The sequence below is a fragment of the Buttiauxella sp. B2 genome, from assembly GCF_006376615.1.
Taxonomy (GTDB): Bacteria; Pseudomonadota; Gammaproteobacteria; order Enterobacterales; family Enterobacteriaceae; genus Buttiauxella.
In genome coordinates, this window is sequence record NZ_VEXQ01000006.1 from 194631 (window position 1) to 217744 (window position 23114).

General features: G+C 50.0%; 20 protein-coding genes. 10 read left to right on the top strand and 10 right to left on the bottom strand.

The features are described from left to right. Positions 1-83: 83 nt before the first annotated feature. Positions 84-1139 carry an NAD(P)-dependent alcohol dehydrogenase gene (locus tag FH968_RS09825; RefSeq protein ID WP_139878970.1) on the bottom strand — a complete coding sequence of 352 codons (1056 nt, stop codon included), beginning with the start codon at positions 1137-1139 and terminating at the stop codon, positions 84-86. A gap of 22 nt (positions 1140-1161) precedes the next feature. Continuing rightward, positions 1162-1557, bottom strand: coding sequence for a cupin domain-containing protein (locus FH968_RS09830; RefSeq protein ID WP_139878971.1), 396 nt, complete (start codon positions 1555-1557; stop codon positions 1162-1164). A gap of 274 nt (positions 1558-1831) precedes the next feature. Between FH968_RS09830 and FH968_RS09835 the strand changes: the two genes are divergently transcribed. After that, positions 1832-2725, top strand: coding sequence for a LysR family transcriptional regulator (locus FH968_RS09835; protein WP_139878972.1), 894 nt, complete (start codon positions 1832-1834; stop codon positions 2723-2725). Between the two features lie 81 nt (positions 2726-2806). Here the strand turns inward: FH968_RS09835 and FH968_RS09840 are convergent, their stop codons facing one another. Continuing rightward, positions 2807-3925, bottom strand: coding sequence for a YbdK family carboxylate-amine ligase (locus tag FH968_RS09840; RefSeq protein WP_139878973.1), 1119 nt, complete (start codon positions 3923-3925; stop codon positions 2807-2809). A gap of 224 nt (positions 3926-4149) precedes the next feature. Here FH968_RS09840 and FH968_RS09845 point away from each other — a divergent pair, with 224 nt between their 5' ends. Then, positions 4150-5397, top strand: coding sequence for a mechanosensitive ion channel family protein (locus FH968_RS09845; protein ID WP_139878974.1), 1248 nt, complete (start codon positions 4150-4152; stop codon positions 5395-5397). Positions 5398-5438: 41 nt separating this feature from the next. On the opposite strand, the gene FH968_RS09850 is transcribed toward FH968_RS09845, so the two are convergent. The 4 genes from FH968_RS09850 to fdnG form a co-directional block, all read right to left on the bottom strand. Next, positions 5439-5693: a DUF1158 domain-containing protein gene (locus FH968_RS09850; protein ID WP_139878975.1), complete on the bottom strand. Its 255-nt coding sequence runs from the start codon at positions 5691-5693 to the stop codon at positions 5439-5441. Between the two features lie 95 nt (positions 5694-5788). Beyond that, complete coding sequence (gene fdnI, locus FH968_RS09855) at positions 5789-6442, bottom strand: formate dehydrogenase-N subunit gamma (protein WP_139879010.1); 654 nt, start codon at positions 6440-6442, stop codon at positions 5789-5791. After that, positions 6438-7322: a formate dehydrogenase subunit beta gene (gene fdxH, locus FH968_RS09860; protein ID WP_139878976.1), complete on the bottom strand. Its 885-nt coding sequence runs from the start codon at positions 7320-7322 to the stop codon at positions 6438-6440. Before fdxH ends, fdnI begins: the two co-directional genes overlap by 5 nt. Positions 7323-7333: 11 nt before the next feature. Further along, on the bottom strand, positions 7334-10381 hold the full coding sequence (gene fdnG, locus FH968_RS09865) for a formate dehydrogenase-N subunit alpha (protein ID WP_139878977.1): 3048 nt from the start codon (positions 10379-10381) through the stop codon (positions 7334-7336). A gap of 239 nt (positions 10382-10620) precedes the next feature. On the opposite strand from fdnG, the gene FH968_RS24070 reads away from it, so the two are divergent. Then, positions 10621-10746, top strand: coding sequence for a hypothetical protein (locus FH968_RS24070; RefSeq protein WP_255431496.1), 126 nt, complete (start codon positions 10621-10623; stop codon positions 10744-10746). Positions 10747-11341: 595 nt separating this feature from the next. Here the strand turns inward: FH968_RS24070 and FH968_RS09870 are convergent. Continuing rightward, positions 11342-12271, bottom strand: a complete 930-nt coding sequence (locus tag FH968_RS09870) for a LysR substrate-binding domain-containing protein (RefSeq protein ID WP_139878978.1) — start codon at positions 12269-12271, stop codon at positions 11342-11344. A gap of 364 nt (positions 12272-12635) precedes the next feature. On the opposite strand from FH968_RS09870, the gene FH968_RS09875 reads away from it, so the two are divergent. Genes FH968_RS09875 through FH968_RS09905 form a run of 7 tightly spaced genes read left to right on the top strand, consistent with a single transcriptional unit; the run spans position 12636 to position 21080 of the window. Continuing rightward, positions 12636-13241: an ankyrin repeat domain-containing protein gene (locus tag FH968_RS09875; RefSeq protein ID WP_139878979.1), complete on the top strand. Its 606-nt coding sequence runs from the start codon at positions 12636-12638 to the stop codon at positions 13239-13241. Positions 13242-13272: 31 nt separating this feature from the next. Beyond that, positions 13273-14178, top strand: a complete 906-nt coding sequence (locus FH968_RS09880) for a DUF2877 domain-containing protein (RefSeq protein ID WP_223271306.1) — start codon at positions 13273-13275, stop codon at positions 14176-14178. After that, positions 14156-15706, top strand: a complete 1551-nt coding sequence (gene fdrA, locus FH968_RS09885; RefSeq protein WP_139878980.1) for an acyl-CoA synthetase FdrA — start codon at positions 14156-14158, stop codon at positions 15704-15706. The genes FH968_RS09880 and fdrA overlap by 23 nt, the downstream gene beginning before the upstream one ends. After that, complete coding sequence (locus FH968_RS09890; RefSeq protein ID WP_139878981.1) at positions 15703-17115, top strand: DUF1116 domain-containing protein; 1413 nt, start codon at positions 15703-15705, stop codon at positions 17113-17115. The genes fdrA and FH968_RS09890 overlap by 4 nt, the downstream gene beginning before the upstream one ends. 11 nt (positions 17116-17126) lie before the next feature. Then, positions 17127-18674, top strand: a complete 1548-nt coding sequence (locus FH968_RS09895; protein WP_139878982.1) for a xanthine permease — start codon at positions 17127-17129, stop codon at positions 18672-18674. Positions 18675-18725: 51 nt separating this feature from the next. Further along, entirely contained in the window at positions 18726-19676 is a 951-nt protein-coding gene (locus FH968_RS09900) for a carbamate kinase family protein (RefSeq protein WP_139878983.1), read from the top strand. Positions 19677-19691: 15 nt separating this feature from the next. After that, on the top strand, positions 19692-21080 hold the full coding sequence (locus tag FH968_RS09905; RefSeq protein ID WP_139878984.1) for an amidohydrolase family protein: 1389 nt from the start codon (positions 19692-19694) through the stop codon (positions 21078-21080). A 56-nt stretch (positions 21081-21136) separates the two neighbouring features. On the opposite strand, the gene FH968_RS09910 is transcribed toward FH968_RS09905, so the two are convergent. Continuing rightward, positions 21137-22597 carry a TrkH family potassium uptake protein gene (locus tag FH968_RS09910; protein WP_139878985.1) on the bottom strand — a complete coding sequence of 487 codons (1461 nt, stop codon included), beginning with the start codon at positions 22595-22597 and terminating at the stop codon, positions 21137-21139. A gap of 152 nt (positions 22598-22749) precedes the next feature. Next, positions 22750-23028 carry a DUF1471 family periplasmic protein YahO gene (yahO, locus tag FH968_RS09915; protein WP_139878986.1) on the bottom strand — a complete coding sequence of 93 codons (279 nt, stop codon included), beginning with the start codon at positions 23026-23028 and terminating at the stop codon, positions 22750-22752. Positions 23029-23114: the final 86 nt, after the last annotated feature.

Genomic DNA, 23114 nt, shown 5'->3' on the forward strand with positions numbered 1-23114 from the left:
AATTGGTAGGACCAATATTTGAAGCGCAGGGGGAGTGGGGCTTTGGGGTTACCCTCTCTTTTTACAGAGAGGGGTGAGAGCAATCAGGCTTTCAGTGTCGCCATATCAATCACAAAACGATACTTCACATCGCTTTTCAGCATTCGTTCATAGGCTTCGTTGATATCCGCCATATTGATCATTTCGATATCAGAAACGATGCCGTGTTCACCGCAAAAATCCAGCATCTCCTGGGTTTCTTTGATGCCACCAATACAGGAACCGGCAATCGAACGACGGCCAAGAAGCAATGGCAAGGTACTGACTGGCGGCTCAATTTTACCAAGCAAGCCGACGTACACTAATGTCCCGTCCAATGTCAGCGTAGGCATATAAGGATTGATATCGTGGTTGTAAGGTACGGTGTCGATAATCAGGTCGAACTGATTCGTCACAGAGGCCATTTGCCCATCATCAGTAGAAAGTACAATGTGATGTGCACCCAAACGACGGGCGTCGGCTTCTTTGCTGGCAGAACGTGTGAACAGCGTAACTTCTGCTCCCATTGCGTTAGCTAATTTCAGTGCCATATGGCCTAAACCACCCAACCCGATAACGGCCACTTTGCTGCCTTTGCCCACATTCCAGTGGCGCAGCGGTGACCAGGTGGTGATACCTGCACACAGCAGCGGGGCCGCACCTTTCAGATCCATACCGTCAGGCATTTTCAGCACAAAATCTTCAGAGGCGATAATGGCTTGTGAATAGCCACCGTATGTTGGCAAATGATCGTGGCGATCGACGCCGTTGTAAGTCTGGACGTTGCCTTCTTCGCAATACTGCTCTAGCCCTTCTTTACATGGATGACAGGTACGACAGGAATCCACCATGCAACCAATTCCGGCGTAGTCACCAGGTTTGAATTTCGTAACATCGCTACCCACGGAGGCCACGCGACCGACAACTTCGTGTCCTGGCACCAGCGGATAACTACTGAATCCCCAGTCGTTGCGTGCCTGGTGAAGATCTGAGTGGCACACGCCGCAATACATCACTTCAATCACCACATCATCAGGGCGCGGTGAGCGTCGCATAAATTCGTATGGCGCAAGGGGAACCTGTGCGGATTGAGCCGCATATCCGAGCACTTTCATCGTCATGTTTGTTCTCCGGATTGAGATGCTATTTTTTGTATTGATCGTCGCTGACGTGTTCCATCCACTCAACAGGGATGCCGTTAAGTGATTCAGCAATCGCGATATGCGTCATAGCGTTGTCAGGCGTTGCACCATGCCAGTGCTTCACACCCTCAGGGATCCAGACGATATCGCCTTGATTAATAGTACGGATTTCAGCCCCCCATTCCTGTAACCAACCGTGGCCATGCGTAACGATCAGCGTTTGGCCAAGCGGATGGGTATGCCATGCGGTACGTGCGCCGGGTTCAAATGTGACGGTTGCGCCACCAGTACGTGCAGGAGGCGTGGTCTGGAAAGGTGCATCAATACGGACTCTGCCTGTGAAGTAGCTTTCCGGACCTGATTGAGAAGGTTGTGAGCCTGCCTGGACAATTTTCATTTTTTCTTCCACTTTTTCCTCCGTTCGGCATTTGCAGCCGGGTTTGTAAGTGCAACCAACACCCCTGCAACTTGCAGGATGACGGGTTTAAATGGACAACATCGACTTTGAAGTATAGGAAACGTGTCCTGGCTTGCCGTGTTATCGGAAAACAAACTGTATCGCTAATGGCATCAGGTAATTAGTCCGCTAAATGCGAAAGGAGCTATGAGCTGAACTCATGAATCTGCATATACTCAGTGTCTGTTAATGAGAAATGGCGGTAGAAAACCACATGTTAAAAGAGAATTTTAACGATCTGATTTCATTCCTGGTGGTGGCTCGTGAACGCAGCTTCACTAAGGCTGCCGCCAAACTAGGCGTATCGCAGTCAGCGTTAAGCCATGCTATTCGTGGGCTCGAAGAACGTCTCGAATTGCGTTTACTCACGCGAACCACGCGCAGTGTTGCGCCAACTGAAGCGGGAGAAAAGCTGGTGGAAAGCCTCGGGCCACGCTTTGCTGAAATCGAAGGTGAGCTGGAAGCGCTGATTGAAATGCGTGCAAAACCGGCGGGAAATATCCGCATTACCGCAGGTGAGCACGCGGTTGATTCAGTTTTGTGGCCGGTGCTGAAATCATTTCTCAGCGAACATCAGGACATCAAGGTAGAAATCACTGTCGACAACACACTTGCCGATATCGTTAGCGGGCGTTTTGATGCCGGGATCCGCCTGGGTGAGCAGGTTGCCAAAGATATGATTGCGGTACGTATCGGGCCGGATATGACCATGGCCGTCGTTGGTTCGCCAGATTACTTTGCGAAAAAGGGTGTACCGCAATCTCCGCAGGAGTTGCAAAATCACAATTGCATCAATATGCGCCTGCCCACCATGGGAGGCCTGTACGCGTGGGAATTTGAAAAAGATGGCCGAGAATTACGTGTTCGCGTAGATGGGCAACTGACGTTTAACAGCCTACGCCAGCGTATTGATGCCGCCGTGGTCGGGTTAGGCCTGGCATATGTACCGGACGACACCGTAAAAGAGGCTATCGCGCGTGGTGAACTCGTAAAAGTGCTGGAAGAGTGGTGCACTCCGTTCCCCGGTTACTATCTTTATTATCCAAGTCGCAAACAGCACACCACGGCATTTTCGCTATTTATTGAAGCACTGCGTTATAAGGGTTAATTCGTATTCATAAACGCAACTTATAAGCTTATCCAGAGTGAGTGTCTAACGTGTTTCTTAGCGATGTTTTGTCTATTTCATTCATTTTGTTGCCCACATTTCGCAATGTTCGCGCATCAATTCGGTCAGGAGGCCACCATTCGCGACAAACTCACGAATGCGTCGTGTATCACTGTCGTTATTACGCACGTAACCCTCGATGGCTTCTAAAGCTGATGTGGCGCGAAGTTGTGCGGCATAAGGCGCGAGAGTATCAAGCAGCGGTAGAATATCTTCTGCAAGTGTTCGTTGTTCACTGGTACGCACATCGGTCAGAACCCCATCCAAACCAAAGCGGCAAGCCTGAAAACGGTTAAAGCGATACAGCAAATAGTCTTCTGAACGCGGTACAAATGGACGTTCGCTAAGCAGCCAGTGGGCCAGAGCCTGAATAAACCCGGCAATATTTACTGCACGATACAGAGTCAACGGCGTATCCATGACGCGTACTTCAATGGTGCCAAATTTCGGGCTTGGACGAATATCCCAGTGCAGGTCTTTCATTGACTGGACGATGCTGCTGGACTCAAGGCGTTGATACATCCATTTAAACTCTTGCCAGTCACCGACAAAAGGGGCAGGGCCGTTGTCCGGAAACGCTGAGAAGATATTCAGGCGTGACGAGGCATAAGTGGTATCCGAACCCTGTATATAGGGCGAGGATGCCGAGAGCGCGATGACATGCGGAACGAAGCGCGATAAGCCATGCAGTAAATAGATAGCATCTTCTTCGTTTTCACACCCAACATGCACATGTTGGCCAAATACTGTTGCTTGTTTCATTAAATAGCCATACAGCTCAAGCGTCTGATTATATCGTTCGCTCTGGCAAACTTCCTGACGCTGCCATTTTTGAAACGGATGCGTCCCGCCACCACAAATGGCCAGATGATGTTTGCTAGCCGCTTGCAGAACGTGTTGGCGTAAATGGGCAAGTTGTGAATTAGCCTGCGCGATGTCGATACAGACGCCGGTTGCGATTTCCAGCATGCTTTCAGTGATGTCATGTTTGACTTCACCTTCGGTCACAGCACCTTTCAGTGAGTCAATCAGCAGCGATGAATCCTGGCTAAGATCGTTGGCTGGCGGATTGATTATCTGCAATTCCAGCTCAATACCGAGGGTGTAGGGATCAGAATGAACAAAATCGCTTAAAGGCATACTGAAATCTCGCTGTTTTAACATTCTTAAATTTAGTATAGCCAGACGTTGAAAAATCTCTCGCGCTTTAAATTTTTATCTATTTATTATCCCTAAGAATTATCCACTACATCATGAATGCAATGAAAATATTGTAAGGAATATTCAAGGAATTAAAATTGACATTGCAGTTGCAGATGGAATCACGAGCCATCATGATATGCCCTGGTGAGGAAGGAGTAATTATGAAAGAATTGAGTTTGTTTTTGAGCCGCTTTGGCGTTGTTCTTGACCCGACAACTTCAATATTAATGGTTTTGGGTATTATATTTATATTTTCTCTGGTCGTGCATTTTATTCTGCACAGAATAGTGCTGCGAGCCTTTGAGAAACGTGCTAATTCCAGTCAGCATCTGTGGTTGCAAATCATCACAGAAAACAAATTGTTCCACAGGGTTGCGTTCACCCTGCAAGGCGTTATCGTTAATATTCAGGCAGTTCTGTGGTTGCAGAAGGGCAGTGATGTCAGCACGATATTGATCACCTGTGCACAGTTGTGGATTATGCTTTATGCTTTGCTGTCGTTATTTTCTTTGCTGGATGTTATTTATAACATCTCGCAAAAATTCACCCTCGCGTCGAATATTCCCCTAAAAGGGATATTCCAGGGTGTAAAGTTAATTAGCTCAATTGTCATTGGTATCATGATCGTCTCAAGAATTATTGGCCAATCGCCTGCCATTCTTATCAGCGGTTTAGGTGCGATGGCAGCGGTGCTGATGTTGGTCTTTAAAGACCCCATTCTTGGATTGGTAGCGGGTATTCAGCTTTCGGCAAACCGCATGTTAAAGCTGGGTGACTGGCTGGAAATGTCTAAATTTGGTGCTGATGGTGCGGTAACTGATATTGGCCTGACGACAGTGAAAGTACGTAACTGGGATAATACCATTACCACTATTCCAACCTACGCGCTGGTTTCAGATGCTTTTAAAAATTGGAGCGGCATGTCGCAGTCTGGCGGTCGCCGTATTAAGCGCAGTATTAATATTGATACCACCAGTATTCATTTCCTTTCAGCCGAGGAAATAGAGCGTTTGCAGAAGGCTAAGTTATTGAAACCTTATATGGACGTGCGCAGTAAAGAAATTGAAGAGTATAATCGCACGTATAATAGCGAGAGTGTTTCAGTTCTTAATGGGCGTAGCATGACTAACGTCGGCACATTTCGTGTTTACCTGAATGAATATTTGCAAAACCATCCGCGTATTCGCAAAGACATGACGCTGATGGTTCGCCAGTTAGCGCCAGGTGCAGAAGGTTTACCGATTGAGATTTATGCCTTTACCAATACCGTAGCGTGGCTGGAATATGAAGCCATTCAGGCTGATATCTTTGAGCATATATTTGCTGTGGTTGATGAGTTTGGCCTGCGTATTCATCAGGCACCTACCGGCAACGACATTCGTTCTATAGCGGCAATACTCAATCGCTAATCCCATCATTCAGGCGGTTAATTACCGCCTGAAACCTCTCTCTATGCATCCCTCTCAATTGAAAACCAACGTTTCCAGATAAAGCGAATCACGAAGTATTCGATGGCACCCAGCCCCAGAAACCACAGGCAGAAAATGATGGTGTATAGCTGGTTAATATCCAGCAAATGGAACATCGCGATCAGTTTTTGTGCCAGTTCGATGGTCAGCGCTGGGGCTGGCAGCAGCAGGCAGGAAAAGAAGGCTAGCAGCAAGATACCGCCAGCACTCATCAGGGTTTCCAAAGGGTGTTTCATGTCATTGTTACGCCGGAGTTAAAAAACTAAAGGCATTGTCCGGGAAAATAACCGTTGATTCAAATCCCCGGCGATAAATTCGCCGGGGAGAACGATTACAACCCTTCAGTGCTTTCTTTCTTCGCTTCCCTGGCAACAATGGCGCGATACCAGCGCGGATGGTGTTTCTGCGCCCAGCGGCGGCTGACTTTGCCGACAATCATCCCTTTTATCGACCCTTTCACCCAGAACGCCATGTACATATGAATCAGGATGGCGTGGATCAAAATGATGGCAACAGTCGCGTGGATAAGCAGGCTGTAGCGCACAAGTTTGATTGAAAAGTACGGTGCAAAATAAGGCCGCCAGATAATCACGCCGGTCACCAGTAGCACGAAAATCATGCTCATAATGGTCCAGAACATCATCTTCTGCCCCGCGTTATATTTGCCAACGTCCGCCACTTTATGTTCGTTACCCTTCAGCACTTCAACAATGTTTTTAATCCACGGCCAATCCTGCTTTTCCGGGATATTGTGATGCACGAAACGTACAAACATAAACATCAGCGCCACGAAAATCAGCACGCCGAAGAACGGGTGCAAAATGCGCCCCATCTGCGGTGTGCCGAACGTTTCTGTCAGCCATTGCAGCGTAGGAAAGAACAGCGCGATGCCTGAGAGGGATACAAGGAAGAAACACATCACCACCGTCCAGTGGCAGGCGCGGTCGATAAACTTCGTCCTGACAATGGATTTGCTCTGCTTAATCATGATGTTCTTCCTCGTCTTCATCCACCTCTTCGTTAGGCCCAATACCGATGTAATGGAAAATCAGCCCGGCAAACGTGGCGATGAAACCTGCTGCCGATAACGGTTTGAGGATCCCTTTCCATAGGTTGATTGGTGTATCAATTTTCGGGTCTTTTGGCAGATTGTTGTACAGCTCCGGTTGGTTGGCATGATGCAGTACATACATTACATGCGTACCACCAACCGCTTGTGGATTGTAGAGTCCTGCGTGTTCGTAACCGCGTTTTTGCAGTTTCGCCACACGTTCGTCAGCCACATCCAACATCTCTTTCTTGGTGCCAAAATGAATGGCCCCCGTCGGGCAGGTTTTCACGCAGGCAGGCTCCTGGCCAATGCTTACGCGATCGACGCACAGCGTGCATTTGTAGACGCGGTTATCGTCTTTATTCAGGCGCGGAATATTGAACGGGCAACCGGCGATGCAATACCCGCAGCCAATACAATGTTCCGACTGAAAATCGACGATACCGTTGGCATACTGGATGATGGCACCGGCAGATGGGCACGCCTTCAGGCAACCCGGATCTTCACAGTGCATGCAGCCATCCTTGCGGATAAGCCACTCCAGCTTGCCGTTTTGCGTGGTTTCGCTAAAGCGCATTAACGTCCAGGATTTAGCGCTCAAATCGGCGGGGTTATCGTAAACCCCCACGCAATGACCCACTTCATCGCGGATGTCGTTCCACTCCGAGCACGCCACCTGGCAGGCTTTGCAGCCAATACAGCTTGTGACGTCAATGAGCTTTGCGACTTCTTCCTTGAAGTCACGAGCTTGCGGCGGCGGTGTGAAACTGTTAGTTGCCGAACGCTTGATAATATCCTGAGATTGCATGGACATGATTTCGCTCCTTATGCCTTCTCAATGTTGACCAGAAACGCCTTGTACTCTGGCGTTTGCGAGTTAGCGTCACCGACTGATGGCGTCAGGGTATTGGCGAGATAGCCTTTACGCGCTGTGCCTTCAAAGCCCCAGTGCAGAGGGATACCCACGGTTTCCACTTCCTGCCCACCCGCATTGAGCGTTTGCAAACGCTGAGTCACCACCGCAACCGCACGAATAAAGCCACGCTTGCTGCTGACTTTTACATAGTCGCCATTGGCAATCCCTTTTACTCTCGCCAGTTTCTCGCTGATTTCTACAAACTGCTCAGGCTGTACGATGGCGTTAAGCCGCGAGTGCTTAGTCCAGGTATGGAAATGTTCGGTCAGGCGGTACGTAGTGCCGACATACGGGAACTGCTCGCGCTTGCCCATGCGTTTGGCATCGGCTTCGTACAGGCGTGCTGCCGGGTTCGAAACCACATTCGGGTGTAGCGGGTTGGTGCCAAGCGGCGTTTCAAACGGCTCGTAGTGTTCAGGGAACGGGCCTTCCGCCATTTTGTCGATGGCAAACAGTCGACCCAAGCCTTCCGGCTGCATGATAAACGGCCCGACGCCACTGCCAGGCGCGGCAGTGTTGTAGTCCGGAATATCGTTACCGACCCACTTCACACCGTTCCATTCGATAAGCATCCGTTTCGGATCCCACGGTTTACCTTGCGGATCGGCAGATGCGCGGTTGTAAATAATGCGGCGGTTAAGCGGCCACGCCCAGGCCCAACCCAGCGTATTGCCAAGGCCAGACGGATCGGCATTGTCGCGGTTTGCCATCTGATTGCCTTTCGCAGTCCAGCTACCGGCGTAAATCCAGCAGGCGGAAGCGGTAGAGCCGTCGTCACGTAAGAGTGCAAACGAATCCAGAAGCTGGCCTTTTTTCGCCAACAGATTACCGTGCTGATCATAGAGATCCTCCAGCGCGTAACCGTTGTTCTCTTTGGCGACTTCTTCGGACTCTGGATTGTCGGGCTGCTCATAATGCCAGCCCATTTTCAGAAGCGGCTCGGCACCCTTACCGCCTTCAGTGCGGTACATCTCGCGTATGCGATGATAAATCCCGGCCAAAATTTCACCGTCAGTACGTGCGTGTCCTGGCGCGTCGGCCCCTTTCCAGTGCCACTGCAACCAGCGCCCAGAGTTGGCAATTGAACCGTCTTCTTCGGCAAAGCAAGTCGAAGGCAGACGGAATACTTCGGTCTGAATCTCAGCGGGATTAACGTCGTTCATCTCGCCGTGGTTCTGCCAGAAGTTCGACGTTTCAGTGACTAATGGATCGATAATCACCAGATATTTCAACTTACTGAGGCTCGCGACAATTTTGTTTTTATCCGGGAACGACGCCACCGGGTTAAAGCCCTGGCAGATATAACCGCTGACTTTGTTGCGGTCCATCATGTCGAAGTACTTCAGCACGTCGTAGGACTGATCCCACTTCGGCAGCCAATCGAAGCCCCAGTTATTTTCTTTCTGTGCATCATTGCCATAAAACGCTTTCATCAGGCTGACGAAGAACTTCGGGTAGTTACCCCAGTAGTTCACCTGATCTCGCAGCGTGGCTTTTGGCGTGTTGGCAGCAAGATAGGTTTCAAGCGTTGTATGTTTCTCCGACGGCAAAGTCAGATAACCAGGCAGGCTGGTGGAAAGCAGGCCGAGATCGGTTAAACCCTGAATATTGGAGTGCCCGCGCAATGCGTTCACGCCGCCACCCGCCATGCCCATATTGCCGAGCAGCAACTGGATCATCGCCATAGTACGGATGTTCTGCGCACCCACGGTGTGCTGTGTCCAACCCAACGCGTACAGGAATGTCGTGGTGCGATCGGCAGCACTTGTGGAAGCCAGCACTTCGCAGACTTTCAGGAAGTCGGCTTTCGGTGTACCGCAAATGTGTTCGACAACTTCTGGCGTATAGCGGGAAACGTGCTCTTTTAGCAAATTCCACACGCAACGCGGATCGGTCAGTGAATCATCGCGTTTCGCGTAGCCGTTTTCATCGAACTGATAGTTCCAGCTCGTTTTATCGTACTGGCGTTTATCTTCGTCATAGCCGCTAAACAAGCCGTCATTGAAGCTGAAATCGTCACGCACCAGCAGGCTGGCGTTGGTGTAATGCTTAACGTATTCAGCGTTGATTTTATTATTGGAAATCAGGTACAGCAGCACACCCGACAGGAAAGTAATGTCGGTGCCGGAACGAATCGGCGCATAAATATCCGCGACCGAAGCGGTGCGGGTAAAGCGCGGATCGACCACAATAAGCGTGGCATCGTTGTTGTTTTTGGCTTCCATCGCCCAGCGGAAACCCACCGGATGAGCTTCAGCGGCGTTACCGCCCATCACCATCACAACGTTTGCGTTTTTGATATCAACCCAGTGGTTGGTCATCGCACCGCGGCCAAATGTTGGAGCAAGACTTGCTACCGTTGGTCCGTGTCAGACGCGCGCCTGGTTATCTACTGCTAACATGCCCAGTGAGCGGACAAATTTTTGTGTCAGCATGCCGGTTTCGTTGCTGGCCGCCGACGCACATAACATGCCGGTGGAAAGCCAACGGTTGACCGTGACATTCTGCTCGTTCTTCTCAATGAAATTGGCATCGCGGTCGTCTTTCATCAGGCGAGCGATACGTGAAAAAGCATCTTCCCAACTGATGCGTTGCCATTTATCAGAACCTGGTGCGCGGTATTCTGGGTAACGCAGGCGGCTTTCGCTGTGGATGTAATCCAGCAGGCCCGCACCTTTCGGGCATAACGCGCCCCGGTTGACTGGATGATCCGGGTCACCTTCAATATGGAAAATGCTGGATTTGGCGTTTTTCGCACCATCGCCCAGGCTATACATCAATAATCCGCAACCTACAGAGCAGTATGTACAGGAATTGCGGGTTTCTTTAGCGCGCATTAGCTTGTAATTGCGCACCTCCGCGAGTGCCGCTTTGGGTGCAAATCCCAGAACTGCGGCGGTTGTCCCTGCCATCCCGCCGGCACAGATTTTGAAAAATTTTCTGCGACTGACGTCCATCGTAACCTCATTGTTATGACGTATGAATGGCCGCGAAAATACCAACAGTTGCTGATGGGTTATTGAGCAAAATCAATTCGCTAAGCATTGGGTAGTGAACCCATACTTAATGAGTAGAAGGGCGAGAAATCAGATAACCACAAAGAGTGTGTGAATATAGGTCTAACAATAGTGCGGTAACTGGTGATAAAAAAATAAGCTAGACCGCAAATATCTCAACATCATAATCAGGGTTCACAATGTTAAAAATTGCCAATACTCAGGTCATCACCGTAGCGCGCAATATGGTGCATTTTATTGCCGACATCACGCACGGATATCCCGCTGCCAAAACGAGTAGCAGAGCAGTTGAAACTGAGCATTGAAGGGAAGTAATTACCTCGAAGTGATGTAACTTTATACGGGTGAAAATAAGGGATGTTATGTTCACCCGTAAAGTCGATTACTTACGGATTGGACCGGGTTGCCTGAGGTTACCTGTGTGCCCTAAGACCGGCATCGTCACAGGGTTTGTAATCTGAATGCCAGTACTGTCAGGCACAGTCCCGGTATCACTTCCCTCTAAAGTCCCAAGTAAGTCGCTACTGCCCTGGATGGCAGACGTTTGCTGGCTAGTGGAGGTGGACGAACTGCTTGTACTGGAATTGCCGATATTATTCGTCGTCAATTGAGCAAACGCCGCCGTGGTAGCCACAGATAAAGCGACTGCCAGAATGATTTTTTTCATGAATTTTTTTCCCATTCAGTACAAACAGTACAGACAATAAGGAATATGTGAGGGGCGTGGGCTTTTGTTTGGTGCCAGAGCGCACCAGAAAAGAAAACCCGCCGGGCACAATGCCGTTAACTTAAGCGTTGGTGATACGCGTTACACACCAAAGGCTGGGCTGCACTGATTATTGTAATCCATGGCTTAGATTTTTCCTGTTCTACCCCCAGGTTTGATGACCTGTTTTAACCCTAATCCCGATGCAACAAATCCTGATACATCTCCGTTAGCATTCCACCTGCCGCAAACTGTTTCTTAATCCACTGGGTGACTTGTCCGGTAGCGGCGTGCTGGGTAGCAAGTAACATCCGCGAATCCTGGCGCGGATTGTTTATCTGGCGCGTCACAAGTAGGCCGCTTTCCTGGGCTTCGCGCACCATGTAGCTTGGTAAAAAGCCGACGCCTTCGCCTAAAATCTGGCACTGGCATTTGGTGTTGAAGTCTGGCACCAGAATTGCTTCCTGCCCGTGTAGCAACCAGCCCACCTTTTTATTGAGCGTCAGTGCGGTGTCTTCGACCATGATATTGGGATACAGGCGCAACTGGCTTTCGGAAATCGGCTCGGGCATAAAGGCCAGCGGATGTGTGGGGGCGATGGCGAATTCCCACCGAATTGCACCGATTTCGGTGTAGTCGATGCCGCCGCCGTCGAGCAGCGTATCCGGCGCACCAATCGCGATATTTGCCTGGTTATTGATAATCGAATCCCACACGCCGTTGTAGACCTCGGTAGTGATGGTAATCAGGCAGGTTGGAAATTGTTTTTTGAGAATTTGCAGCAGCTTTGCAGTATGGCGCGGGGTATAGAGCAACTGATTGATACAGATGCGTACCTTCACCTCAATACCTTGCGAAATGGTATCGACGCCGCGTTTGATGGCATGAAAATCGTTAAGCAGCTCGGTTGCCTTGCGATAGAAATAGTAGCCGGACTCGGTTAATTCAATACTGCGGGTATTGCGCACAAACAGAACTACATCAAGGTAAGTCTCTATTCGCTTGATGGTGTAGCTGATGGCTGACGTGGTGACACCCAGCTCTACAGCGGCTTTGCTGAAACTGGCGTAACGGGCAGCAGTGGTAAAGGCATGGAGGTTTTCTTCGGTGAAGATGGAGTTCATTACGCGATTCCCCCTGAACAGACGCATTGTTGAATGTATTTGAAATTCCTATGATCCCGGCCAAAGCCTTGAACCATATTTAACACTGCCGTTACAAGTGATTTGAAGAGTATCACACTTCTTGAATCCTGTTTTTCCCGCTTTGGACAAGGGTTCACGGCTATCCGGATAGTCGGTGCTAAAGTGTCGCGAAAACGGTTTTATCATAGGTAAAAGATTGCGCTAAAGCACATTTTGCTCACATTGTTGAAATCTATTCAACAATGCTGTCATTAACGATGAATGATTTTTAAACGGATGTTAAAGCTCTCAGAGTGTTGCTATTCTCAATTCATCGGAAATAGCAAAGTATGGGAGTATGGATATGTCTCAGAAAGAACTTATTGCAGAATTTCTAAATGCAGCACAAGAAGGGCATCTGGAAAATCTAAAACAATGCCTTAGTGATGGCGTGGAAATAAATGCCACTAACCGCCAGGGGCGCACCGCAATTACACTTGCCAGCCTGCACAAAAAATATGATTGTGTGGAGTATTTAATCGCGGCTGGTGCCGATATTAATAAGCAAGATGAAACCTGTTTTAACCCTTTCTTACTCAGTTGCCTGAATAACGATCTGGTATTATTACGCCTGATATTACCGGCAAATCCAGATCTGAATGTTTTATCGCGTTTTGGTGGCGTGGGTATCACCCCTGCCAGCGAAAAAGGTCACGTCGAAATTGTGCGTGAATTAGTAACGCGCACGGAAATTAATGTCAATCACACCAATTTTGTTGGCTGGACACCGTTGCTGGAAGCCATTGTCCTCAATGATGGCGGCACCCGGCAGCAAGAGATAGTCAAGCTGCTTCTCGACCATGGCGCGAATCCGCACATGACAGACAAATACGGCAAATCCCCCCTTTTCCTGGCTCGTGATAAGGGCTACCACGAGATTGCCGAACTGTTAGTTAACGCCGGGGCTTAAACAAAGGAGACGCACTATCGCCGATTATTTTTTGCGGCAGTGCCTCTTTGTACAAACGGCAGATATCACCTTTTTTGAACCAAGTTTTCCAGGTGATACAACCGGTTATGTTGAGCAGGTGTTTTCCAGGGCAGTTAATATCCTTCTCCCTGAAAGACAGCAGATATTCACTTTGTTGAGTACCGACTGTGATAACGGACCGAACAGCTGCCGTTTAGCACTTGAGCATTGTCATCACTTATTCCAGCCCGGCGAACGGGTCAGTTTTCACAACAACGGCATTAATATTGGTACGGATAAACGCATCGACTTTTCGCGCTGTACACGCTGGCAACCTGATGCACCGTATTTAACACAAGCCAGAATAAAAGAGACAGACTGGCAAAGCCTTGCTCAAATCACACAGGCCAGTGTTGAGCAAAGCGCGTCATTATTTTACTTCCACAGTGGCAATATTTTTTATGAAGAAATGAGCCGCTTGTTGCAATTACATCGCGTGCAACTTATCGCTGCATTACGCGCAGGAAATTGTGACGCTATTGAAAATGAAATAACCGGATTATTAGGTTTGGGTATTGGATTAACGCCATCAGGTGACGATTATCTGGCGGGGCTAAGTGCATTTTTATTTGTTGATGGACATCCAGCACGAAAATATCGCGATAACTTTATTTCCGTACTAGAAAGAGAAAAACATAAAACCACTCTGCTTAGTGCAATTACGCTGCGTGAAGCTATTGACCAACGATATCGTGAAAGTATTCATAATTTTATTAATCAGGTGGTCAGTGGCGATTTAGAAAATACTCAGCAGCTAATTAACGAAATTAAAAAAATAGGGTCGAGTTCAGGATGCGACATGCTTTGTGGCATGGCGGATGCCTTCGCGTTGACCCGATATGACGGAGAAAATCATGTCGACCAGGATTGTAATTAAAAAGAACACCTATTTTGATTCTGTCTCACTGATGTCCATTTCAACCAAAGCGAATCAGCTTGAAGGGGTGGAACAGGCGTTTGTTGCGATGGCTACCGAAATGAATAAAGGGGTGCTGAAAAACCTCGGCTTGTTAAACGACGAGCTAGAACAGGCCAAAAATGGCGACCTGATGATTGTCATCAAAGGTGTAAGTGATGCAGCAAACGAAACCACACTTGAAGCCATCGAAGGGTTGTTCACCCGCAAAGATGACGGTGGTTCACGCCACGAAGCCCGCTACGCAACGCTTACCAGCGCGCACAACAACATTCCTGACAGCAACCTCGCAGTGATTTCGGTCAACGGCGCATTTGCGGCCCGTGAAGCGCGTCAGGCACTGGAAAACGACCTCAACGTGATGCTGTTTTCCGATAACGTTTCGCTTGAGGACGAACTGGCTCTCAAACAACTCGCACATAGCAAAGGGTTATTAATGATGGGGCCGGACTGTGGCACCGCGATTATTAACGGCGCGGGGCTGTGTTTTGCCAATGAGGTGCGTCGCGGTTCTATCGGTATTGTGGGTGCCAGCGGTACGGGTAGCCAGGAATTAAGCGTTCGTATTCATGAGCTTGGCGGTGGTGTTTCCCAACTTATCGGTACTGGCGGGCGTGATTTAAGCGAGAAAATCGGCGGCATCATGATGCTGGATGCTATCCAAATGCTCGAAGATGACCCGCAAACCGACGTGATTGCCCTTATCTCTAAACCGCCTGCTCAGGCCGTGGCAGAAAAAGTGCTGGCACGTGCGCAAACCTGCCGCAAACCGGTAGTGGTTTGTTTCCTCGGGACCGGGGAAGTGCGCGAAGACCAGCCGGGTTTGCAGTTTGCTCGTGGCACCAAAGAAGCCGCGCTGAAAGCCGTTCTGCTCACCGGTATTAAAAAGGAATCGCTGGATTTACATCCGCTCAACTGGCCGCTTATTGAAGAAGTGCGTGCGCGCCTGAAACCGGAACAGAAGTATATTCGTGCGCTGTTCTGCGGCGGCACTCTGTGCGACGAAGCAATGTTTGCCGCGTTGGAAAAATACCCTGACGTTTACAGCAATATTCAGCCAAACCCGGAATATCGCCTCAAAGACGTCAACGTCAGTATTGCGCACACTTTCCTTGATTTTGGTGATGACGATTTCACCAATGGCAAACCTCATCCGATGATTGACCCAACCAACCGCATCAGCCGCCTGTTGCAGGAAGCGCGCGACCCGGAAGTGGGCGTGATAGCGATGGATTTCGTGCTGGGCTACGGCTCGCATGAAAACCCTGTCGGCGTGATGCTCGACGCTATCAAAGAAGCGAAAGCCATTGCGACCCGCGATGGGCGTCATCTTGAAATTTTGGGTTACGTACTGGGCACCGACCAGGATACCCCTTCACTTGAACAGCAATGCCAAATGTTAACGGACGCGGGCGTTATCTGGGCAAGTAGCAGCACCAACACCGGCCTGCTGGCACGCGAATTTGTCTGCAAGGAGAAAGCACAATGAGTTTGTTCAACCAACCCCTGAACGTTATTAACGTCGGCATTGCGATGTTCAGCGATGATTTGAAAAAACAGAACGTACCGGTAACGCAACTGGACTGGACGCCGCCAGGTCAGGGGAATTTAGCTGTCGTTAAAGCGCTGGATGCGATTGACGCACCAGGGCTTGCCGAAAAAGTGAATGCTGCAAACAAGCTTGCCGTTGAGCGCATCATTCAGTCCCAGCCTGTGCTGGTGGGTTATGACCAGGCGATTAACGTGGTTCCCGGCATGACGCGCAACACTATTCTTCATGCCGGGCCGCCGATTACCTGGGCAAAAATGTGCGGTGCGATGAAAGGTGCGGTGACCGGCGCGTTGGTCTTTGAAGGATTGGCTGCAAACCTTGAAAATGCAGCGCAACTGGCGGCATCGGGTGAAATCATCTTCTCGCCATGCCACGAACACGACTGTGTGGGTTCAATGGCAGGTGTGACGTCCGCTTCCATGTTTATGCATATCGTCGAGAACAAAACCTATGGCAACCGTGCATACACCAACCTCAGTGAGCAAATGGCGAAGATCTTGCGCATGGGCGCTAACGATCAAAGCGTCATTGACCGTTTGATCTGGATGCGCGATGTGCTTGGCCCAATGTTGCGCGATGCGATGAAACTCGCAGGTGAAATCGATCTGCGTCTAATGCTGGCGCAGGCGCTGCATATGGGCGATGAGTGCCACAACCGCAACAATGCAGGCACCACGTTGCTGATTCAGGCGCTGACGCCGTGGATTATTCAGACCAACTTCACCGTGGCGCAGCAAAAGGAAGTGTTCGATTTTGTCGCCAGCAGCGACTACTTCTCAGGCCCAACCTGGATGGCAATGTGCAAAGCGGCAATGGACGCGGCGCACGGCATCGAATACAGCACCGTGGTCACCACCATGGCGCGTAACGGCGTGGAGTTTGGCTTGCGCGTCAGCGGTATGCCTGGTCAATGGTTTACCGGTCCGGCACAGCAAGTTATCGGCCCAATGTTTGCAGGTTATAAACCGGTAGATTCCGGTCTGGATATTGGCGATAGCGCCATCACCGAAACCTACGGCATTGGCGGTTTTGCCATGGCAACGGCCCCGGCAATTGTTGCACTGGTGGGCGGCACGGTGGATGAAGCTATCGATTTCTCACGCCAGATGCGTGAAATAACGCTTGGCGAAAACCCTAACGTCACGATTCCGTTGCTGTCGTTTATGGGCATTCCGACCGCCATTGATATTACGCGTGTGGGCAACAGCGGCATTCTGCCGGTGATTAACACCGCCATTGCCCACAAAGACGCGGGTATCGGCATGATTGGCGCCGGGATTGTGCATCCGCCGTTTGAATGTTTTGAGAAGGCTCTGCTCGCCTTTGGTGAGCGTTACTCTTTCTAAGGGAAACACCGATGACAAACATAAAGCTTGAGTGGAAACGCGGTGACTGGGCGGCATATTTCGGGTTAATGACCAACAACCTGACCAACTTGCTGACCATGATGGGGTTGCTCATTTTTGTAGTGGGCATCCCAACTGAAATTGTTTATGGGCGTATTGCGCCAGCCTTTGGGCTGGCGGTGCTGGTGGCGAGCATTTGCTATGCATGGTTTGGTCTGCAACTGGCAAAAGAGACTGGGCGAAAAGATGTTACCGCACTGCCTTCCGGGCCGAGTGCGCCATCGATTTTTACCGTCACATTTTTGGTATTGATGCCGGTCTATCAGCAAACGGGCGATGCCGAGTTTGCCATTCAGATTGGCCTGGTGTGGTGCTTTGTTGAAGCGATGATTCTGGTGGGCGGTTCGTTCCTGGGCGAAACCATCCGCAAGATGATCCCGCGTACCGTTCTGCTTTCATGTTTGTCCGGTTTAGGGTTGCTGTTACTGGCGATGAACCCGATGTTGCAGGCGTTTGAAGCCCCTACGGTTTCGTTCATCGTGCTGCTGCTTATCTTCATCAACTGGTTTGGTAAAAAGCCAATATTTGCCCGTATTCCTACCGGTTTATTACTGCTGGTTGCCGGTACCGCGCTGGCGTGGATTTCGGGCCTGCAAAGCCCGGAAGCCATCAAAGCGTCGATGTCATCGTTTGGTTTTAACCCGCCAACCATTCATGTTGATAGTTTCTTGCAAGGCTTGCCGCATGCGCTGCCATACCTGGCATCAGCGGTTCCGTTGGGGCTGGCAAACTACATTTTTGACCTCGAAAACATCGAAAGTGCCCACGCGGCGGGTGATGAATACAACACCCGTAAAGTGATGCTGACCAACGGACTTGCGTCCACGCTCGGTTGTCTGATGGGAAACCCGTTCCCGGTCACGGTGTATGTCGGCCACGCGGGTTGGAAAGCGATGGGTGCCAGCATCGGTTATACCCTCGCATCTGGCGTCACCATGTTTATCGTCCCGTTGTTCGGGTTGGGCGCGTTCATGCTCGCCATTATCCCGATGACCGCGATTGTGCCGATTCTGGTGTTTATCGGCGTGGTTACCGCAAACCAGGTGGTGCGCGAAACGCCGAAGATAGAAGTGCCGGTTATCTTCATCTGCCTGTTCCCGTGGATAGCTAACTGGGCGCTCACAATGGTGAATAGCGTGATGGCAGCAGCAGGAACAACGGCGGCAAAAATCGGCCCGGATGCGCTTGCTCACAAAGGTGTGTTTTATCAAGGGCTGGTGCATTTGGGTAACGGAGCACCGCTTGCCAGTATGTTGTGGGGATGCGTGGCAATATTTGCGATTATCAACAAACCGTTACGCGGCGCGGTTGCGGCGGCTGTGGGGGCGTTGCTGGCGCTGTTTGGCGTGATTCATGCCCCGATAGTCGGTTTTGCGCAGGGTAGCTCAATGATGTTCGTCACCGCGTATCTGATGATGGGCTCGATGTTTGTCGTCAAACATGTGCTCGACAGACGTGAAGCGGCGACCCAGGCTGTGGCTCCTGTTTCTGAGAGTTAGTGTGTCTTTCTCCCTCTCCCTTACGGGAGAGGGGATTAAAAAGGAATAACAATGAAACAGCTCGTGGTAGTGGCAATTGGTGGTAACAGCATCATTAAAGATAACGCCAGCCAGTCAGTCGAACATCAGCAAGTCGCGGTAAAAGAAGTCGCAGAGTCCGTTCTGGCTATGCTGGCATCGGATTACGACATCGTTCTGACTCACGGTAACGGCCCGCAGGTCGGACTGGATTTACGCCGTGCAGAAATTGCCCATGAAAAAGAAGGGCTGCCATTAACGCCGCTCGCCAACTGTGTTGCGGATACCCAGGGCGGCATCGGATATTTAATCCAACAGGCATTGAACAACCGCCTGGGGCGCAGCACGGATAAAAAAGCCGTCACCGTTATCACTCAAGTGGAGGTCGATAAAAACGACCCAAACTTTATCCATCCGACAAAACCGATTGGCGCGTTCTTTAGTGCGCCGCAGTGTGAAGCATTGAAAGTTGCACATCCTGACTGGCAATTTGTTGAGGACTCCGGCCGTGGTTACCGCCGAGTGGTGGCGTCTCCTGAGCCGATTCGCATTGTTGAAGCTGATGCAATAAGTGCGCTCATCAAGCAAGGTTTTGTGGTGATAGGTGCTGGCGGCGGTGGCATTCCGGTTGTTCGCACTGAACAGGGTGAATACCAGAGCGTGGATGCGGTTATCGACAAAGATCTTTCAACTGCATTGCTGGCCCGTGAAGTGAGCGCTGACATCCTCGTCATCACCACGGGGGTCGAGAAAGTGTGTATTAACTTTGGCAAGCCTGAACAGCGCGCGCTGGATGAAGTGACGGTCGCGCAGATGGAACGCTACAGCGAAGAAGGCCATTTCCCGCCTGGCAGCATGTTGCCGAAAATTACCGCAAGCCTTGCGTTCCTACGCAATGGTGGCAAACGCGTTGTCATCACCACCCCTGAAAAATTACCCGAAGCCCTACGCGGCGAAACCGGAACTCATATTGTTAACGCCTGAGAGCGGGAGAACTCGATGAATAATGCTGAAAAAAGTCGCCGTGAATTTTTAAGCGGTAGCAGCAAAGTGGCGGCAGCCTGCGCGCTTTTTGGTGCCACCGGCTCTATGGCGTATGCTGCGAAACCAGCATCCACAGCCTGTGAGACAGATAATCGCATGAGCGCCATTAAAGAATCACACTATTACCTCGACAACGTTCTGCTGGAGGCGGGGTTCCGCCGCGATGGGCAGAATATCGTGGGAACGGAAACTGAGCTAAAAACGCTGGAAATCAAAGATGGCGTTATTGCGACGTTGCTCGCAAATAAACAACATCCTGATGTCACGCTTGCACATTACGATGCGGCGGGAAAATTGCTGTTACCGGCGATGCGCGACATGCACATCCATCTGGATAAAACGTTTTACGGCGGCCCGTGGCGTGTACATTCCCGCCCGGCGGGCACCACTATTCTGGACATGATCGCCCTTGAGCAAAAACTGCTGCCCGAGCTGCAACCAGTCACGCAGGAACGTGCGGAAAAACTGATTGATTTGATTCAGTCGAAAGGCTCAACCATTGCTCGTAGCCATTGCAACATCGAACCCGTTTCCGGGCTGAAAAATCTGCAAAACCTGCAAACGGTGTTAGAGCGCCGTAAGGCAGGATTTAGCTGTGAAATCGTCGCGTTTCCACAACATGGCTTACTGCATTCAGATTCGGTTCAACTGATGCGTGAAGCGATGCAAGCGGGCGCTCACTACGTCGGTGGTCTTGATCCCACCAACGTTGACGGCGCGATGGAAAAGTCCCTCGATACTATGTTCCAGATTGCCATCGACTACAAAAAAGGCGTGGATATTCACTTGCATGAAACCAGCCCTGCGGGTATTGCTGCAGTGAATTACATGGTTGAAACGGTTGAGAAAACCCCAGAGCTGAAAGGCAAACTGACCATCAGCCATGCGTTTGCGTTGGCAATGATGAATGAGCAACAGGTTGATGATATCGCCACGCGTATGGCGGCTCAGCAAATCACCATCGCATCCACCGTGCCGATTGGCACAATGCATATGCCACTCAAGCAGTTACAAGAGAAAGGTGTGTTTGTGATGACCGGAACGGACAGCGTTATCGATCACTGGTCGCCATATGGCCTGGGTGACATGCTGGAGAAAGCCAATTTGTATGCGCAGCTCTACGAACGCGTGAGTGAATTGAATCTTTCACGATCGCTGGCGATTGCTACTGGCAACGTGCTGCCGCTTAACGATAAAGGCGAACGTGTGTGGCCAAAAGCGCAGGATGAAGCAAGCTTCGTGCTGGTGGATGCTTCTTGTTCGGCAGAAGCCGTGGCCCGTATTTCGCCACGTACCGCGACATTCCATAAAGGCAATATGGTTTGGGGAGAGCTGAAGGTTTAATGCTCTGTAAGATGTTTATGTTTCTTCCCGGCACTCCGTTGCCGGGAAACTCGTCATTAACTACGCCAGAACGTTCTCGAGAATAGAATCAATACCGGATAAATTTCCAGTCGGCCTAATAACATGGCCGCGCACATCAAGTATTTTGCGCCATCACTCAGTGTGCCAAACCCTGCGGCCGTCTCACCAAATCCCAGCCCCATATTGTTAATACAAGCCGCGACGGTAGCGAACGACGTTAAAAGGTCGTAGCCCATCAGGTTCAGCGTCCAGATAAACAGAAAAGTGCAGGCGATGTAGAGAAAGAAAAAGCTCCACACTGAACGCAGCATTCTGTCATTAACCGGCGTTTTGCCCACGCGAATACTCATCACGGCACGAGGATGCGCAAGTTGATGAACTTCATGGCGGCTTTGTTTAAACAACACCAGAAAACGCAGTGCTTTAATCCCACCACAGGTGGAACCCACGCAGCCACCAAAAAAACTGGCTGACAGCAGCAAAATGACGGTATGTACCGGCCAGGAGGCGTAATCGCCGGTTGCCAGACCGTTATCGGTAATCATCGAGCTGGTCAGGAAAAAGGCATGCACAAATGACGCAGGCAGGGCGTACATTCCCGCTCGCCATACTTCAAGGGTGATTATCAAAATTACGATGCTTGCGACCATCAGGAAGAATCGTAGCTCTGCACTTTTTAGAAAGGGTTTGATGCTGCGACGGCCCAGGGCAACAAAATAGAGCGTGAAGTTAATCGCCGATAGTAGCGAAAAAGCCCCGGCAACCAGTTCGATGGCGTAGCTGTCGTAAAAGCCGATACTTTCTGTGCGTGTGGAAAATCCGCCAAGTGAAACGGTAGAAAGTCCGTGGCAAAGCGCGTCAAAGAAAGGCATTCCCGCAAGCCGATAGGCTAAGGTACAAGCGCCGCCCAGCAGTAAGTAAGTCAGCCACAGGCTTTTAGCCGTATCGGCCAGGCGCGGGGTAAGGCGTTCTTCTTTAAACGGTCCTGGCATTTCGGACTGATAAAGTTTCATGCCACCAATGCCCAGCAGGGGAAGCACTGCCACAGCAAGAACGATGACACCTAAGCCGCCGACAAAATTAAGCTGCGCTCGGTAATAGAGAATTGATTTAGGTAACGCGGAGACATCGTTAAAAACAGAAGCTCCAGTCGTGGTAATGCCCGAAACACCTTCAAATATGGCATCAGCAAGTGACACGTTATAGCTGTCATCTAGCCACAGCGGCATGGCGCTGATTAGAGAGAAAAGTAACCAAAACAAGACGATGATGATAAAACCATCACGTGTTTCGAGCTGAATATTAGAACGCCCCGTCAGCGCCCAGCAAACGCTTCCCACGGTAAAAGTGATGATAAAAGTATAAAGAAACCCAAAAAGGCTGCGCTCTTTCTCGACTAATGCCAGCAACATTGGCGGGATCATCGTCAAACTGTAGAGAACAACCAAAAAGGCGCATAGGTGAATGACAATTCTAAAGCGTGTTGAAATATACATCTGTGGTAGCCAGATACCCGCGTTATCAATCAGGTAGGATGGCAAAGTATAGAATATTTCTGGTTGGAATGGCGACAGGGTGTTGATTTGGCGGAAGGCATTATTGAATGGGCAACGCAGGATTGCCCATTTTTACTAAACCAGAATGAAGATTATTTCTTCTTATACACGTCTGCTGTGCCGTGAATTTTATTACCGGTATTCGCAGAAGTTACCACGTAGAACTGGCCACCAAGGGCATCAGCTTTTTTAGAGAGTTCTTCTTTTGCGTCACTCGGTGCCATTTCGCCGTCAGTGACAATGGAACCTACTTTTACATACTGATCTTTGTGTTCTTTAAACGCTTCCTTGGTTAATAACTCCGCAGACATTGCGCCAAATGACACCGCGCTTAATGCTATCGTTGCAATAATGACTTGCGTAATTTTCATAACAAACCTCTTTTTTGGGTTGTGGAAAATGCAATGCGATCCTTACGTTACGCTTATGACTATGGTTCAGTAAGTTGATTTTTGCC